This window comes from Bacillus nitratireducens (assembly GCF_036320425.1).
GTDB classification, from domain to species: Bacteria; Bacillota; Bacilli; order Bacillales; family Bacillaceae_G; genus Bacillus_A; species Bacillus_A nitratireducens.
Genome location: NZ_JAUMJO010000002.1, coordinates 521651 through 536768 on the forward strand (window position 1 = coordinate 521651; position 15118 = coordinate 536768).

Sequence of the window (15118 nt, forward strand, 5' to 3'; positions counted from 1 at the left end):
TTGCTGTTAAAAGTGTATTAATGGAGTTTCTGGTGTACAGTGTAGTTTCAATTTCACTTTTTTCTTAAATATCTCGACAAAATAAATATATTAGAACTTTCTTACTATAGCATAAAAGTCGTGTCCACTAACTGAAGTTATACATATTGTATACGGAATAAAAAAATTTGATAGGAGCTTTTATATGCAAAATAGATCCAGTTCAAATATTACGTTTATCGATGTGTCTCATTGGGAAGGAAACATCGATTGGAATGCTGTGAAGTCATCTGGTATTCCAGCGGCGTATGCAAAAGCGACGGAAGGTGTGAACTATATTGACCCTACTTTCGTTCAAAATGTACAAGCCGCGAGAAATGCGAATGTATTAATTGGTGCATATCATTTTGCGCAGCCAGAACAAAATGATGCCATTTCAGAAGCGAAATATTTTGTGAATATATTACAGAGTAATCAGACGGACTTAATTCCTGTTTTAGATTTAGAATCGCCAACGGATACTAGCAATAGTAGTTTAACGGGTGCGATGATATCGAATTGGGCAAGAAGTTTCGTAAATTATGTGAAACAAGCTACTGGGAAAAATGTAATGTTATATACAGGAGTTTGGTATATTAATGAATTTGGAATTAGCGGGTTAAGTGACATTCCACTATGGATTTCCAGATATTCTAGTATACCGCCTGCTGATGCTGGTGGATGGACAGAGTGGACAGCATGGCAGTACACAGATTCTGGTCAAATTTCAGGTGTAGGAAATTGTGATGTATCAGCAGCTGTTTCATTAGAAGCTTTACAAGGAAATGGAGCAAGTGGTGGAGGTAATGTTCCCACGCCTAATAATGCGACTCCGGTATACGGAGTTGCTGTAATTAATGGAGATAATGTGAATTTACGAAGTGGACCATCTTTACAGTCTAGTGTAATTCGCCAATTGCATCGTGGCGAATCATATGAAGTTTGGGGAGAACAAGATGGATGGCTCTGTTTAGGAACAAATCAGTGGGTATATAATGATTCAAGTTATATTCAGTATAAACATTATGTGGCAACTATTACTGGCGATAATGTGAATCTGCGAGACGCTCCATCATTAAACGGGAATGTAATAAGACAGTTACATCATGGTGAATCATATCGAGTGTGGAGTAAGCAAGATGGATGGCTTTGCTTAGGTACAAATCAATGGGTATACTATGATTCAAGTTATATTCAATATGGTGTGCAATAAAGTGAAACTTTAATTGATGAGGATTGTCCACATTGATTATTAGACAATTGACCAATACCAATTGTTTTTCACCAGCGGTTTTACTATAAAAAGGCATCTTATTTGAGAAGCCTTTTTATAAAAAATATATTATTTTTACAAATTGTATATTAAAAGCATAGTATAATATAATCGATATATTTATAAAAATAATCGGACGTGAAATAAAGGAGAAAAAATATGGAGTATGTGCTAATAGGTGGGATTTTAATATTATTAGCTGTAGTGTTTGTGCTGTTTTATAAAAATAAACAGTTAGAATCAGAAAGTCAGCAAGTGGAATTTGAAAAGAAACAAGCGATTGAAACGTATGAAAGTGAAATTGCAGCTACGATTACAGAGCATAAAGAACAACAAAGTACTTTGAAGAATATGGAACAGAAAAAATATAATGATTTACAAGTGAGTACAGCTAAAGAACTTGAAAATATGCGTATGATGAAAAATCAACTAGCTGTTCAACATAGTAAAGAACGTAGTGAAATGCAAGATAAACATATTAACGAAATACATATGTTTCAAAATTTAATTGCAGATTTACGAGAGTATACAAAAACTGGTGCTGAAATGAGTACGCACGAAACGTTACATTATATGAAGCGAGGTTTTGTCGAGCAAGGAATCATACTAGAAGAAGAACTTCATATTATGCCGAACATTTTTATGAGAAGTAATAAATATAGAAACAAACGTGAAATAAACGATAATCGAATCCATCACCTCATCTTATGTAAAGCTGGCATGTATTTACTTGAGACGAAAGAATGGACGGGAAAATTAATCCATGGCTTAACGAGAGAAAATGCGGGTATATATTCATTTATGATTGATGAAATCGGCAAGTATCAACATGAAATTGAAAAAGAAGAGACATTTGAATTTATTACGGATCAAACTTCATTAACTTTGCAAGTAAGAAATGAAGGGAATCCAGTATATAAAGCGGAAAAATTAGCTCAAACTGTATATGATTATTTGGAAGAAATACAAGTAGATATTGTAAAGGAAAAAGTGAAACCGGTTGTATATTTTGAAAATGAGAGTGGCAAAGAAGTTATTGATCTTTCTAATGAAAAATTGCCGAGATTAAAAGATAGAGAGCAAATTGTAACGTTTTTCAGAAATGAAATTTTAACAGGTAAAGTAATATATACAGTACAAGAACTACAAAAGATTAGAGATATAATTGGCCAGATGAAGTATGTTACGAAGTGAAAAGTAAAGTGAGACTTTAGTCAATGGGGGATCAACCCCACGCCGACAATTGGTTATACTAATCGGGCATTTACAGGCAAACTGATTTCCACTTAATTTCTTTGCTGTACGGCCGAATTTTGAGATGCGAGTCATACTGATCGTAAATAGCGGGATAAAGTAGGTGCGTTAGGTGGAGAAAGGTAAAAGCCCTATATTTTGGGGGATATTGTACATTTATTTTTGTTTGTATATAGTAATGTATCTTGTGTTTATTTTTGTTATTGATATGGTTCATGTGTCATTGAGTGTAATGAGTATTTTTGTAGTAGCAATGCCTTTTATTCTACTAGTTATTATTCAAAAGGCTGTCTTACATGTATCAGCAAGACATGATAAAGATAAGAAACAGCTGTTCACTGTAATGATGGTTGCTCTCATTCCATTGATAGTATGTACTTTACAATTAAGTTTAAATAAATACACTTCAAATTTTAATCAGGATCGGTGGTTAAATGATGAAGAAAAACGGGTATATATGATAGATGACTTATTAAAGCGGCATAAATTGATAGGGAAATCAAATGAGGAAATCATAAAATTGTTAGGGGCCCCTACGAAAACAAGCAGTTTGAAAACGGGAATTACTACACTATACTATCTTGGGAATGAACGTAGTTTCATTCCTATAGATAGTGAATGTCTTGTTTTGCAATTTGATAAAGATGGTAGAGTTATAGAGTATAAGGTACAACGAGATTGAAATAGTGAGAGGAGAAGCTATATCTTTTATAGCTTCTTTTCTATATTCCAATATAGAAAAAACAGGCAAATAGTAGTCATTCCTATCTATACGAATGAGATAGAGTTTGTTATATTGTAAAGGGTTATTTAGTTTAGAAGTTTGCTAGATAGCCTTAAAGATTTTAGATTAGGGAGGGAAGTTAACACGAATTAAGATATAAACGTGTTAAATAATTAGTATGAAAAAAGGATTTTATAATGTTTTAGCTGCATCAATTGTATTTGGTTTGGTAACTATTCCAAGTTCTTCCTATGCTGATACGGTAGAAAAGACTGTAACAATTTCAACTGACGAGCAAGCTTTAAAAAGTATTGAAACCCATATGAAAGATGAAGATGGGCGTGGAGAGGACAAAGGAATAACAAATGAAGCGCAAGGAGATTTTCTTGTACATATAATAAGTTCAGCATCTTTATTTGATTCTGCTGATTTACAAAAAGTGACAGGTGTTCAGCTTTCTAATCAAGTAGTGAAAGCCGAAAAACGAAAAGGAAACGCTTACTATGTACAAACAGAATCTGGAGCTGGGTGGATACAAAGTAGTGAAGGAAATGTAGAGGTTAAGGAAGTTTATCGCTTGGCAAACGAAAAGTTAGTAATTAATGAAGAGACAGCTACATATTCTGCACCATTTAATTCATATAAAGATGAGAAAGTGTTACAGCCGCAAACAATTATTGCAATTGGACAAGTTGGAGAGTGGTTCCAAGTCCAAATAGATAATGAGGTGAAATGGATTTATTCACCTTCAGCAAAATTTGAGGGTACAAAAGCATCTCTTATTCAAAGTACAACTCCAACTCGTACGAAACGTGCAGCGGTTATGTATGCAGCGCCATCAGCAGAGAAAACAACGGATATTTACGGTGTACCATTAAAGGAAATGATTGTACCAACAGGTAATGAAAATATTCGTCCAGGTTATGCGATGAAACCAAAATACATTACAATTCATGAGACAGATAATTATAGTGTTGGAGCAAATGCTAGCAACCATGCACAATATTTATACAGTCAAGCAACAGGAACGACTGATCGTTCAGCATCTTGGCATTTTACAGTAGATGATAAAGAAATTTATCAACATCTACCATTAAATGAAAATGGTTGGCATGCTGGAGATGGAGCGGAAGGAACTGGTAATAGAGAATCAATTGCAATTGAAATTGCTGTCAACCAAGATGGTGATTATAATAAAGCTGTGGAAAATGCTCGCAAACTAGCAGCATATTTAATGGGGGAATTAAATATTCCTTTAGAAAATGTGAAAAAACATCAATTTTGGAGCGGAAAGAATTGTCCGGCCATTATGATAAAGAATAATGCATGGGAGCCATTTTTACAGGGAACGAAAGCTTATTATGATGCGAATCATAAAGATGATATAACTGGTGGTTGGTATGAAGCAGATATTCGTGAATTAGATAAAAGAGGCATTATGGTTGGAGACGGAAAGGGTTCTTACTGGCCAGAACGTCTTGTAACACGTGGTGAATTTGCGAATTTAGTTTCAAGATCATTGCAATTACCAGAGGGAAAATCGAATTTCAAAGATTTAAGCACAGCTCATCCATCGCTAGTAGATGGTATTAATCGTGCAGCTAGTGCTGGGATTATAAGTGGACGAGGAAATGATATATTTGCCCCGAATGATACGATTAAACGTGATGAAGCTGTCATTATGATTGATCGTGCATTGCAATACAAAAATATAAAAGGTAATTTAGTTCCATTACCATTTAAGGATCAAAATTTAGCTTATGATAAACAGGCGGTTCAACGTGTTTATGGGTTAGGTATCGTAAAAGGGAATGAGAATAATGAGTTTATGCCAAAAGGTTCTGCAACACGTGGGGAATCCGCAGCATTTATTAATAGAATGTTAAAAGTAATAGAGAGTAAATAATGGAAAGGCATTCGCTTTGGCGAGTGCTTTTTTATTTTTCAATATGTTATAGAAAGGGGATATGAATTTTGACTGGAATAAGGAATGAAAGTGGAGGTGATGCATATATTTAGAGGCATTGGGTAGTTTTTGTATAAAATGAAAAGGAGGTAGGACGGTGAAATCAATACCGACTGAAGTCCTGAGTAAGGAATTGATGGAAAGAGAAGGGGTTATATCTATTACAGTGATGGAATTTGAAAAGATAGAAGTGGCCGGGGTAGTTGTTTCTGGTCCCGCTGTTATTTTGATTAATCAAGAGTAAGTACATATTATTAATATAGAAAAAGTAGAAAGAGCATCCATTTAGGATGCTTTTTGTTTGTATAGAGGTGCGCATGTGATAGATAATTGGAATATTGGAGGGGGAATATGTGGCAATTATTATAACAATGTTATTAATGGGAGTTTTATTAGGGTTTGTCGGAGCAGGAGGAGCTGGATTTATCATCGCGATACTCACTTTAGTATTCCATATCCCTATTCACGTTGCTCTTGCAACATCTCTAACTGCTATGGCATTTACGACATTATCTGGGGTAGTAAGTCATTATAGAGAAGGGAATGTTGTATTTGTAATAGGCGGAATTGTTGGGGGATTTGGAGCGATTGGTTCCTTTATTGGTTCAAAGTTTGGTTCGCTAATACCAGCGAATCTTCTACATTGGTTTACAGCGGGAATGTTATTTTTATCTGCAATTTTTATGTTTATTCGATTAATTATATTTCAAAAAAAGGAACGGTCGTCTTTAAAAGGGCATAACGAACTTTCGAAAGATAACTTGATTAAATGTATATGTCTCGGACTGGTTACTGGAATGTTGGCTGGTTCATTTGGGATTGGTTCAGCACCCTTTATCCAACTTGGATTAATAGTTCTATTAGGATTAACAATTCAGCAATCTATAGGGACGACAATGCTTGTTATATTACCAATCGCAATTGGAGGTGGGCTTGGATATAGTTCGGAAGGGTATTTAGATTATGTATTATTAGTACAAGTTTTAATTGGAACAATGTTAGGGGCATATATAGGAGCTAAGTTTACAAATTATGCACCTCGGATGCTTTTAAGGTTTTCAATGATTATGACACCGATACTAGCTGGATGTATGTTGTTAGTAGAGTAAAGAAAACTATTAATATATTTTACGAATGAATTATGTAAGTAATTCATATTTCCCATATAAAAGGATTTGCTTTAATATAATGAGTGTAAAGTTCGAGTATTCGAAGTATTACTTGAATTATATCCCTATCCCTTTTCTAAAAAATGCGAACAAGTTTTGCCCTATTCTATTCAATAGTTTATTGTATAGAAATATATTGTTCGATGACCATTATGGAACGCACATAATGGGTAAATCCCGATCCTTAAAGAGGATGCCCCTAATCTTCATGTGAAAATATGATCGGATAAGAAAGCTGGCCAATTTATGGTCAGCTTTCTTTTTGTTCAATGAGTAATTCTTCTTTAATTTCTGTTTGCAATAATAAAGTTTTTCCGAAGCGCCGTGTGCATTCAGCCCGTACTTTTTGGATTGCTAGTAGCTGAGAAGTGGCGGGCACTGTGACGATAGCCTGCCGAGGTTCTCGATTCTCTTCACAAAAAACACATTCCACAACATATTTAGAAATCATAATTTCATCCTTCCGGTTTGAATTTCTAAGAAGGGACTGCTCATGAAGTTGATGTAATCTTTCGTCATCGTTTTACTTTATTCCTCTTTTTTCAAGGATATATATAGAAAGATCGAAATTTAGTATGGGGGGAGATGGGATGAAAAGATGGATTGGTACGGCAGCTATATGTATGAATGAAAAGAATGAATTTTTAATGGTACTACAAGGAAAAGTAGATGAAGAAAAACGATGGACTGTGCCAAGCGGGGGACAAGAAGAGGGAGAAACACTTGAGGACTGCTGTGCTCGTGAAGTGTGGGAAGAAACGGGTTATGAAGTGAAAATTATAGAAAAACTATGTGAAAAGAAAGGGATAACATATGGGGGGCCAGTTCATGTGCATTACTATATTGTAAAGTTAATAGGCGGTAACATGAAAATACAAGACCCTGATGAGCTAATACATGAAATAGCTTGGAAAGGAATTGATGAAGTAAAAGAATTATCTTTATCTTTTCCAGAAGACCAGGAGCTTGTAAATAAATATATAAATAAAAAAGCAAGTGTTTAACCACTTGCTTTTTTTTTAGTGTAACCAAGATAAAAAAAGCGGAACGATAACTAAACTAGCTCCAGCTGTTAAAAGCATTGATAAACTTGCAATTGTACCTTCTACAGGACCGATTTCAAATGCTTTTGATGTTCCGGTGCCATTCGCGCTAGTACCTAGCATTATACCTTTTGCGAGCGCTGTTTTAATACGACATATGCGTATGAGCGTAGGACCGAGTAACGCTCCAGTTAAGGCAGTTAATACGACGAAAACTGCTGTTAATTGTGACATGCCGCCAATCATTTCTGAAATAGCCATTGCAATAGGTGTTGTTACAATGTGCGGTGCTAAACTTTGTTCTATTGTAGAGTCAATTTGAAAAAAATTAGCTAGTAGTGCTGAAGTAATAACTGAAAGAAAAGAACCGACAATGACATTAATTAAAATAGCAGTGCCATGTTTTTTTAATAGATCAAAATACTTATAGATTGGCCACGCGAAAGCAACCGTTGCAGGCTTTAATAATTCTGTTAGCCAATGACTACCAGATTCGTAGGTTTCGTATGGTGTATCTAATCCGAGCAATAAAGCAATTAAAATGATTGGGCATACAAGCAGGGGAGAAAGTAAGCTCCAATTCCAACGTTGATACATTTTTTTAGATACCCAATATGTGAATAGTGTTAATAACAAACAAAGAAAGCCGATCATTGTGTTGATCCTTTCCGCTTTAATAGCAATTCCGTTAATAGTCCTGTTACGAGAGTGACACAAAGTGTACTAATCACGATAATTAAAATGAGATCGATTCCATACTGTGATAATGTATCTTTGTAACGAATGACAGCGACTGCAGAAGGGATGAAAAATAAAATAAGTTCTTTTAATAAAAAGTCTGCACCGTCTTGTATCCATTCTTTTTTCACTATGTTAAATTTTAATGAGATTAATAATAGAAAAATACCGATTATACTTCCTGGAACCGGGAGGTGTGCCTGTTTTGCAATCCATTCACCTGTCCAAGCGAAACAAAATAATAATAATATTTGTCCGCTTAACTTCCACCATTTCATACAGTAACCACCTCTTTCTTTTTTTACATAAAAATTGTAAAAAAGAATTAACAGTTTCTACTATACGTTCATTCGAAATATTTGTCTAATATATAAATTATATGTTATTAATATATTAGATGTATTAATCGAAAGTGAAAAGGGTGTCCAAAATGGAATTACGGCATTTGCAATATTTTGTTGTAGTGGCAGAGGAGTTACACTTTGGACGAGCAGCAGCTCGTTTACAAATGACACAACCACCGCTTAGTCAACAAATTCAGCAATTAGAAAAAGAAATGGGAGTTATGTTATTTTCAAGAACGAAGAGAAAGGTTGAATTAACAGAAGCAGGAGAAATGTTTTTAAAAGAAGTAAAAAAAGCGTTTGAACAAATTGAAAAAGCAGTAGAAGTCGCACAAAGTGCGCAAAGGGGAGAAGTTGGATCACTTTCAATTGGTTTTGTAGGTGCGGCGATATATGATATTTTACCGTCAATCGTCAGAGAGTATAGAAAGAAATTTCCGAGAGTGTCTGTAGCATTACATGAATTGTCAACACCGGATCAGGTGCATGCACTTCATGATAATCGAATTGATATTGGATTTTTACGTCCGCCAATTCCAACGCAATTACTTGAGTTAGAACCAATTCAAAAACTTTCGTGTACGTTATGCTTACCAAAGGCACATCCGCTTGCTGAAAAGGACGAAATACATATCGAAGATTTAAGGGATGAACCGTTCGTATTTATTACGAGACCAGTATGGCCAGCGTTATATGATACAATTTTATCACTTTGTCGTGATGTAGGTTTTAGTCCGCACATTGTACAAGAAGCAACGGAGTATCAAACTGTCATGGGTCTTGTAGCAGCAGGGATTGGAATTACGGTGATACCTGTATCAGCAAATAAATTGTATAAAACAGAAGTTGTGTATAAGGAGCTATGTGACTCTAATTTTGTAGCAGAAATGTCGGTGGCTTACAAAAAAATGAATACTAATCCAGAACTGTTAGAGTTCTTGAAAATTGCAAGAGAGAAGAAAAGAATAGAAGTTGAGGATGAGATTAATTAAGTTATTAAAAAGTACACCTCGTTAAACACTAAAGCGGAAATGCAATAGTATTGCATTTCCGCTTTAGTGTTCTTTTTTTAGTTCTATACTAAAGAGATAAACATGTTCGTTTTCTTGTAATAGTTGGTCAATAGCGTTTTTTTCCTCAAGCATTGGGATTCTTACGGTTTCTTTATTCGTTTTTATTATAGCTGTTAAAGTCGTTTTTTGATTATATTTTAATTTTATAGCAGATTGAAGAGTAGTAGATGCAGAGCTATTTATACTTGGAGGTGCTTCTTCAGGAACGAGCATGGAACTACCTTCAATATTAACATACCAATGTTTTTGCGCTTGTATATCTTTATCGAGTTGGGATTGAGGTGGTAAAAAAGAAAGCTTTACTTTCTTTTTTGGAAAATGTGAGGTAGCTGTATTCACAATTTCGTTTGTTTTTTTACCATTTTGATAATAATCAATTGTGGCATGTATTTCATCTTTTTCATTTTTAAGTGTAACGCTATAAAACATGCTGTTTCCTTCTTGAAAAGGGGTCATTTGTAAAATAGAAGATTGCTCTTCTGTTAATTTGTATGGCTCAACAATCGCGATCTCATTGTTTTTAAGTGGGCTACAACTTGTGAGAACTAATAAACACAAGATTGATAGTAATTTTATACGCATGCAACCCCCTCCTTTTTACAATTATATTCTTAATATGATTTTTTTACCATTTTATTTTCTAGGACTAAAGACTTAGAACAAATTCAGATTGTAGTGCGATGTTTAAAATGTCATATTTTTATACACTAGTACTATAGAATGAGTATGGTATGAAGTAAGGTAGGGGAAGAACATATGTCTTTATGTCAGTTAGTGAGAAAAAATATAAGAACATTTGCTGCCAAAAGGATGAAGCAATTTATGTGGGTTGCTATGAGTACTATGATTTTATTTTTTATGATATCGCTTCAATTTAACGAAGTAGTTGTTGAGGAATTAGGGATTACACTTTTATTTCAAATGTGTTTTTACACGCTGTTTCTTATATTCATTTTTATATGTACTTTCACTACATATAAAATAACGTTTGCTCTTCTGCAAGTGAGGAAAGAGGAAATTAAATCTTATGTAGCAGAGAATAGGAACGCACTATGTTTATTATGTCAGGAGCAATTATTCATTTATGGCGCAGCGTTTGTTTTTGGATTAGTTAATGGGATGTTATTTTTGAAATTATTTACGATTATCTTTATGAAAATAGCAGGAATACAAGGGATAAATAGTGCACCGATTACAATATATGCAATAGTAGTTGTTAGTATAATTATGATCGTTATCGTCTTATTATCGATGATGCAATGTTTTCGATTTGTTCAAAGTTTACAAGATGAAAATTCGTTTTCATTCAAGGAAAAGGCATGAGAAATCATGCCTTTTCCTATTTTACACATAAAAATAATCATGTTACAGTGTAAACACCTGACAAAGAATGGGAAGGAAAGGTTGTATAGTATGACAAATGAACAATCAATTGTAAAGGTTGATCGATTAACAAAGCGAATTGGTTCAAAGACGTTAGTAGAAAATATTAGTTTTGAAGTGAAAAAAGGTGAAGTAGTTGGCTTATTAGGACCAAATGGTGCTGGAAAAACGACTTTAATGAGAATGATGGTCGGCATGATTCGTATGACAGAGGGCGAAGTTTGGATTGACGGTCAATCTGTAAAACAGCAATTTGAGAGTACTGCTGCGAAAATTGGAGCAGTAATTGAGACACCGGAATTTTATCCTTTCTTAAGCGGCTATGAAAATTTAACATATTTCGGACGAATGAATGGCAACGTAACCGAAGAACGTATCGATGAAGTAGTGCAATTGCTAGGGATGGGACAAGTAATTGATCGTAAAGTAAAAGCATATTCACTCGGCATGAGACAACGTTTAGGAATTGCTCAAGCGCTTATTCATGATCCAGATGTATTGATATTAGATGAACCAACGAATGGATTAGATCCTAGTGGAATACATGAAATGAGAATGTACATAAAGAAAATTGCACATGAACAAGGAAAAGCGGTACTCGTATCTAGTCACTTACTTTCAGAAGTTGAATTAATGTGTGACAGAGTTATCATTATTCAGCACGGAGAATATGTCGCGACGCAAAATATTCAGCATAATCAAAGCGAAGAGATGGAGACAATCCGTATACGTGTAGATGATGCGAAGAGAGCGGCAGAAATGTTAGACCAAGATGTTTTAATAAAAGGTAATGATCTACTTATAAATGTAAAAGATGAAGAAATCCCGAATGTTATTCGTACATTGCTTGAGAAAAATATTCAAGTGTATCGTGTATATGAAGAAAGAAAAACGTTAGAAGAGCAATTTTTAGAATTAACAGGGGGAAAAGATATTGTTTAATTTAGTTTATAACGAGTTGTATAAAATATTTAAGCGAAAGCGAACGATTATTCCTTTTGCAGTTATTGCAGTATTAATTATTGGATTAGGATGGGTTACGGTAAAGTATTTAGAGCCAGAAACAAAAGGGTGGAAAGCCGATTATACAGAACGAACTGTAGAAATTGAGAAAAAACTAGGCATGAAAAAAGAAGCTATTTTAGCAGAACGGTCTGGGGACGAGCTGGTAAAGGAATATCAGCTTAAGATGAAGCATTTAGATACAGATACAGCACCGGCAAGCAGCTCTCCGCTTTCTTTCATGAGAGATACAGGTTTTATCGTATTTCCAATTTTGCTTCCGTTTATTCTCGTGTATGCAAGTACAATTTTTGCGAATGAATATAGCTGGGGAACATATAAGTTTTTAACGATCCGTCCGGCAAATCGATTTAAAATATTAACAGCTAAATTTTTAGCAATCGTTATATTTGCAGCGTTATTGTTTATATTTAATATGATTTTCTCCGCTTTATGTGGACTTGTTATTTATAAATTCCAACAGCCTGCATGGAGTGAATTTATTTTCCAAGATGGAAATATTATAAAACAAAATATTTTTATGGAAGCAAGTAAGTATTACGTTTTATCGTGGCTACCAACTCTTGTGTATGCTGCATTTGCCTTTATGATTTCCGTTTTAACTAGATCGAGCGGAGGTGCAATCGGGATTTCTCTATTTCTCGCATTATCAGGGGGGATAGCGCTAATTCCGGCAGCAAGATATGAATGGGCGAAATATTTATTACCAGCGAATACAGATTTATATGGGCTTTCAAAGGGTGGGAGCTTTATTGATGGGGTAACATTCCCATTCGCTTCTTGTATGCTTCTTCTGTATTTAATTGTATTTCTAGGGATTTCCTATACAGTATTTATAAAACGAGATTTAACCGCATAAGCAAAAGCCGTTAAGGATTAACTTAACGGCTTTTTGTATGTGCTAATTGATGAATAGCCTTTTCGGCTAATAAGGCGAAATACTCCGCGCTAATAGGTAATGCTTGCTCATCTACTGTAAAAGCTGGATGATGCCATTCATGTGTACCACTCGTTCCCATAAAAACGAATGAACCAGGTATTTCTTGTTGATAAAAAGAAAAATCTTCTCCGGCCATTGATGGTGTAGGAGAGATAACGTTTAGATTCATTTGCTCTGCAATTTGAATAGAAAGATTAGTGAGTGTTTTATCGTTATGAACAGTAGGAGGACCTGGGTAAAATCGGAATTCTGTTTTTACACCTAGTGCATCAGAAACCCCTTTAATAATACGCTCCATTAATGCTGGAATCTTTTCGCGTGTTTCAGCTTGGAATGTACGTACAGTTCCTTCTAACGTAGCTTTTTCAGGAATAACGTTCCACGTATTTCCTGAATGGATATTTGTAACACTAACAACTGCATTATGAGATGAACTTATATTTCGACTTACAATTGTCTGCAGTGCCATAACAATTTGAGAGGACGCGACAATAGGGTCTACCCCAGCATCTGGTACAGCTGCATGTGTACCAACTCCGTGAATTTCAATTTCAAATCGATCGACCCCGGCCATCAGTGGACCATCTTTAATACCGATTGTACCTACTGGTAAATCCGGTTTATTATGCATACCGAAAATAGCTTGCACACCATGTAAATGCCCGGCTTCAATTACTTTGCAAGCACCATTGCTACTTTCTTCAGCTGGCTGGAATATAAAACGTACAGTTCCGCTAAGAGAAGATTCTTTTTCTTTTAATAAATAAGCGGCACCTATAATAGCAGCTGTATGAAAATCATGCCCACAAGCATGCATTTTACCAGGAATTTTTGAAGTGTACGGTAAATTTGTTTCTTCTTGAATAGGAAGGGCATCAATATCAGCACGGATTGCTATAATTGGCCCGCTACTATTCCCTGAAATTTCAGCAATAACGCCTGTTTCTAAACTAGAATTTATAATCGTAATGTTTTTCTCGTCTAACCAATTTTTTATAGTCTTCGTCGTTTCAAATTCTTCGTATGATAATTCTGGATGCTCATGTAAATTTCGACGAATAGAAATTAGCATCTCAGTTAATTGCTCTAGATTTGCTGCCACGTATAATGCCTTCTTTCTTAAATAAAGTATTTACATTAAGTATACAATAAGAAAAGAGAGGATTCTCAAATGAAAATCCTCTCTCGTTTTATGCTGCCAATTTTTTGTGTGTATGATGTTTACGATAGCGTCCACGCATTGCATAGGCAATTTGCGGGATTGCGATACCGATTAAAATAAGTGATACACCGAACCATTGTGAAGATAGTACAGCTTCTTTTAAAACGAATACAGACATAATTGTTGTAACTGGTAGTTCTGCTGCACCAAGAATAGTTGCTAATCCAGAACCGATTTTTGGAATGCCAATTGTAAAGGCGATAGATGGAATAACGATACTAAATATTCCTAATCCTAAGCCATACTTCCAAAGCCCTTGAGAAATGGAACCGTTCATAATAAATGTTGGCGGGAATACGAGCATTACTAAAGTTAAAGCACCAGCCATTAAAAGAACACCGCGCGGTAATGAAGGCACTTCAACAGCAACTTTTCCGCTCACGAAAATGTATGTTGCGAATGTAACGGCAGATAATAAACCTAGTATGATTCCAGTCGTATCGAAATCACCTGCTGATTTTTCTAGTAAACCACTTGATAAAAATGTACCTACAAGTAAGAAAATAACCGAAATAACTTTTTCTCTTGAAGGTAATGTTTTCGTTGCGACTGCTTCAATGATAATCCCAACCCAAACGAACTGGAATAAAAGTATAATTGCAATAGAAGCTGGTACAGTTTTTAATGAAGCATAATAAAAAATTCCAGTAAAGCTTGCCGATGTTCCTGCAATGAATAAAATTAACGCTTGTTTTAATGGAACACGGTGTCTAGAAAATAGAAGTGTAATAGTAAGCAAAATAATCCAGCCGAACAAATATTGGCTACCAATTACCTCTCCGAGTGAAAATCCTTCTGCATAAGCAAGTTTAACAAAAATAGCTAAAATCCCATAACTACACGCTCCTAATAGAACTAAAAGAGAATAGCGAAGCATGAAAAATTCCTCCCATCTATATGAAATTGTTCCGTAACGGACATATATAACTAGAGGGAAGTATACAAAAT

At 34.9% G+C, this 15118-nt stretch carries 17 protein-coding genes; 11 read left to right on the forward strand and 6 right to left on the reverse strand.

Annotation, left to right across the window (positions count from 1 at the left end; all coding sequences use genetic code 11):
* Positions 1 to 184: 184 nt before the first annotated feature.
* The 6 genes from Q3V31_RS09010 to Q3V31_RS09035 all read left to right on the forward strand — a co-directional run bounded on the left by Q3V31_RS09010 (position 185) and on the right by Q3V31_RS09035 (position 6344).
* Positions 185 to 1231, forward strand: coding sequence for a GH25 family lysozyme (locus tag Q3V31_RS09010; protein WP_071735583.1), 1047 nt, complete (start codon positions 185 to 187; stop codon positions 1229 to 1231).
* Positions 1232 to 1450: 219 nt separating this feature from the next.
* Positions 1451 to 2485 (forward strand): NERD domain-containing protein, encoded by a 1035-nt coding sequence (locus tag Q3V31_RS09015; RefSeq protein ID WP_329764773.1) that lies wholly within the window; start codon positions 1451 to 1453, stop codon positions 2483 to 2485.
* Positions 2486 to 2657: 172 nt separating this feature from the next.
* The gene (locus Q3V31_RS09020; protein WP_090813909.1) at positions 2658 to 3227 is read left to right on the forward strand and encodes an MFS transporter; all 570 of its coding nucleotides are present in this window, start codon (positions 2658 to 2660) and stop codon (positions 3225 to 3227) included.
* Positions 3228 to 3447: 220 nt separating this feature from the next.
* Entirely contained in the window at positions 3448 to 5175 is a 1728-nt protein-coding gene (locus tag Q3V31_RS09025) for an S-layer homology domain-containing protein (protein ID WP_090813910.1), read from the forward strand.
* A 157-nt stretch (positions 5176 to 5332) separates the two neighbouring features.
* Positions 5333 to 5479 (forward strand): BC1881 family protein, encoded by a 147-nt coding sequence (locus tag Q3V31_RS09030; protein ID WP_000836278.1) that lies wholly within the window; start codon positions 5333 to 5335, stop codon positions 5477 to 5479.
* Between the two features lie 109 nt (positions 5480 to 5588).
* Complete coding sequence (locus Q3V31_RS09035) at positions 5589 to 6344, forward strand: sulfite exporter TauE/SafE family protein (RefSeq protein ID WP_000974642.1); 756 nt, start codon at positions 5589 to 5591, stop codon at positions 6342 to 6344.
* 310 nt (positions 6345 to 6654) lie between these two features.
* Here the strand turns inward: Q3V31_RS09035 and Q3V31_RS09040 are convergent, their stop codons facing one another.
* Positions 6655 to 6855: a DUF3903 domain-containing protein gene (locus tag Q3V31_RS09040; RefSeq protein WP_000624199.1), complete on the reverse strand. Its 201-nt coding sequence runs from the start codon at positions 6853 to 6855 to the stop codon at positions 6655 to 6657.
* A 139-nt stretch (positions 6856 to 6994) separates the two neighbouring features.
* Here Q3V31_RS09040 and Q3V31_RS09045 point away from each other — a divergent pair, with 139 nt between their 5' ends.
* On the forward strand, positions 6995 to 7408 hold the full coding sequence (locus tag Q3V31_RS09045) for an NUDIX hydrolase (RefSeq protein ID WP_071735581.1): 414 nt from the start codon (positions 6995 to 6997) through the stop codon (positions 7406 to 7408).
* Positions 7409 to 7423: 15 nt separating this feature from the next.
* Here Q3V31_RS09045 and Q3V31_RS09050 read toward each other — a convergent pair whose 3' ends face one another.
* The gene (locus Q3V31_RS09050; RefSeq protein ID WP_000578967.1) at positions 7424 to 8101 is read right to left on the reverse strand and encodes an LrgB family protein; all 678 of its coding nucleotides are present in this window, start codon (positions 8099 to 8101) and stop codon (positions 7424 to 7426) included.
* A complete protein-coding gene (locus tag Q3V31_RS09055; protein ID WP_000872360.1) occupies positions 8098 to 8463 on the reverse strand; it encodes a CidA/LrgA family holin-like protein in 366 nt (121 codons plus the stop codon). Before Q3V31_RS09055 ends, Q3V31_RS09050 begins: the two co-directional genes overlap by 4 nt.
* Before the next feature lie 152 nt (positions 8464 to 8615).
* Between Q3V31_RS09055 and alsR the strand changes: the two genes are divergently transcribed.
* The gene (alsR, locus tag Q3V31_RS09060) at positions 8616 to 9521 is read left to right on the forward strand and encodes an acetoin biosynthesis transcriptional regulator AlsR (protein ID WP_000423231.1); all 906 of its coding nucleotides are present in this window, start codon (positions 8616 to 8618) and stop codon (positions 9519 to 9521) included.
* A 63-nt stretch (positions 9522 to 9584) separates the two neighbouring features.
* Here alsR and Q3V31_RS09065 read toward each other — a convergent pair whose 3' ends face one another.
* On the reverse strand, positions 9585 to 10184 hold the full coding sequence (locus tag Q3V31_RS09065; RefSeq protein ID WP_001220609.1) for a hypothetical protein: 600 nt from the start codon (positions 10182 to 10184) through the stop codon (positions 9585 to 9587).
* Between the two features lie 174 nt (positions 10185 to 10358).
* Here Q3V31_RS09065 and Q3V31_RS09070 point away from each other — a divergent pair, with 174 nt between their 5' ends.
* The 3 genes from Q3V31_RS09070 to Q3V31_RS09080 all read left to right on the forward strand — a co-directional run bounded on the left by Q3V31_RS09070 (position 10359) and on the right by Q3V31_RS09080 (position 12867).
* On the forward strand, positions 10359 to 10925 hold the full coding sequence (locus tag Q3V31_RS09070) for an ABC transporter permease (protein WP_071735578.1): 567 nt from the start codon (positions 10359 to 10361) through the stop codon (positions 10923 to 10925).
* Between the two features lie 90 nt (positions 10926 to 11015).
* A complete protein-coding gene (locus Q3V31_RS09075) occupies positions 11016 to 11927 on the forward strand; it encodes an ABC transporter ATP-binding protein (RefSeq protein ID WP_000180620.1) in 912 nt (303 codons plus the stop codon).
* Positions 11920 to 12867, forward strand: coding sequence for an ABC transporter permease (locus Q3V31_RS09080; RefSeq protein WP_000482781.1), 948 nt, complete (start codon positions 11920 to 11922; stop codon positions 12865 to 12867). Before Q3V31_RS09075 ends, Q3V31_RS09080 begins: the two co-directional genes overlap by 8 nt.
* A gap of 22 nt (positions 12868 to 12889) precedes the next feature.
* Here the strand turns inward: Q3V31_RS09080 and Q3V31_RS09085 are convergent, their stop codons facing one another.
* Entirely contained in the window at positions 12890 to 14050 is a 1161-nt protein-coding gene (locus tag Q3V31_RS09085; protein WP_000729785.1) for a M20 peptidase aminoacylase family protein, read from the reverse strand.
* Positions 14051 to 14138: 88 nt separating this feature from the next.
* Positions 14139 to 15047, reverse strand: coding sequence for an EamA family transporter (locus Q3V31_RS09090; RefSeq protein WP_000947050.1), 909 nt, complete (start codon positions 15045 to 15047; stop codon positions 14139 to 14141).
* Positions 15048 to 15118 lie beyond the last annotated feature (71 nt).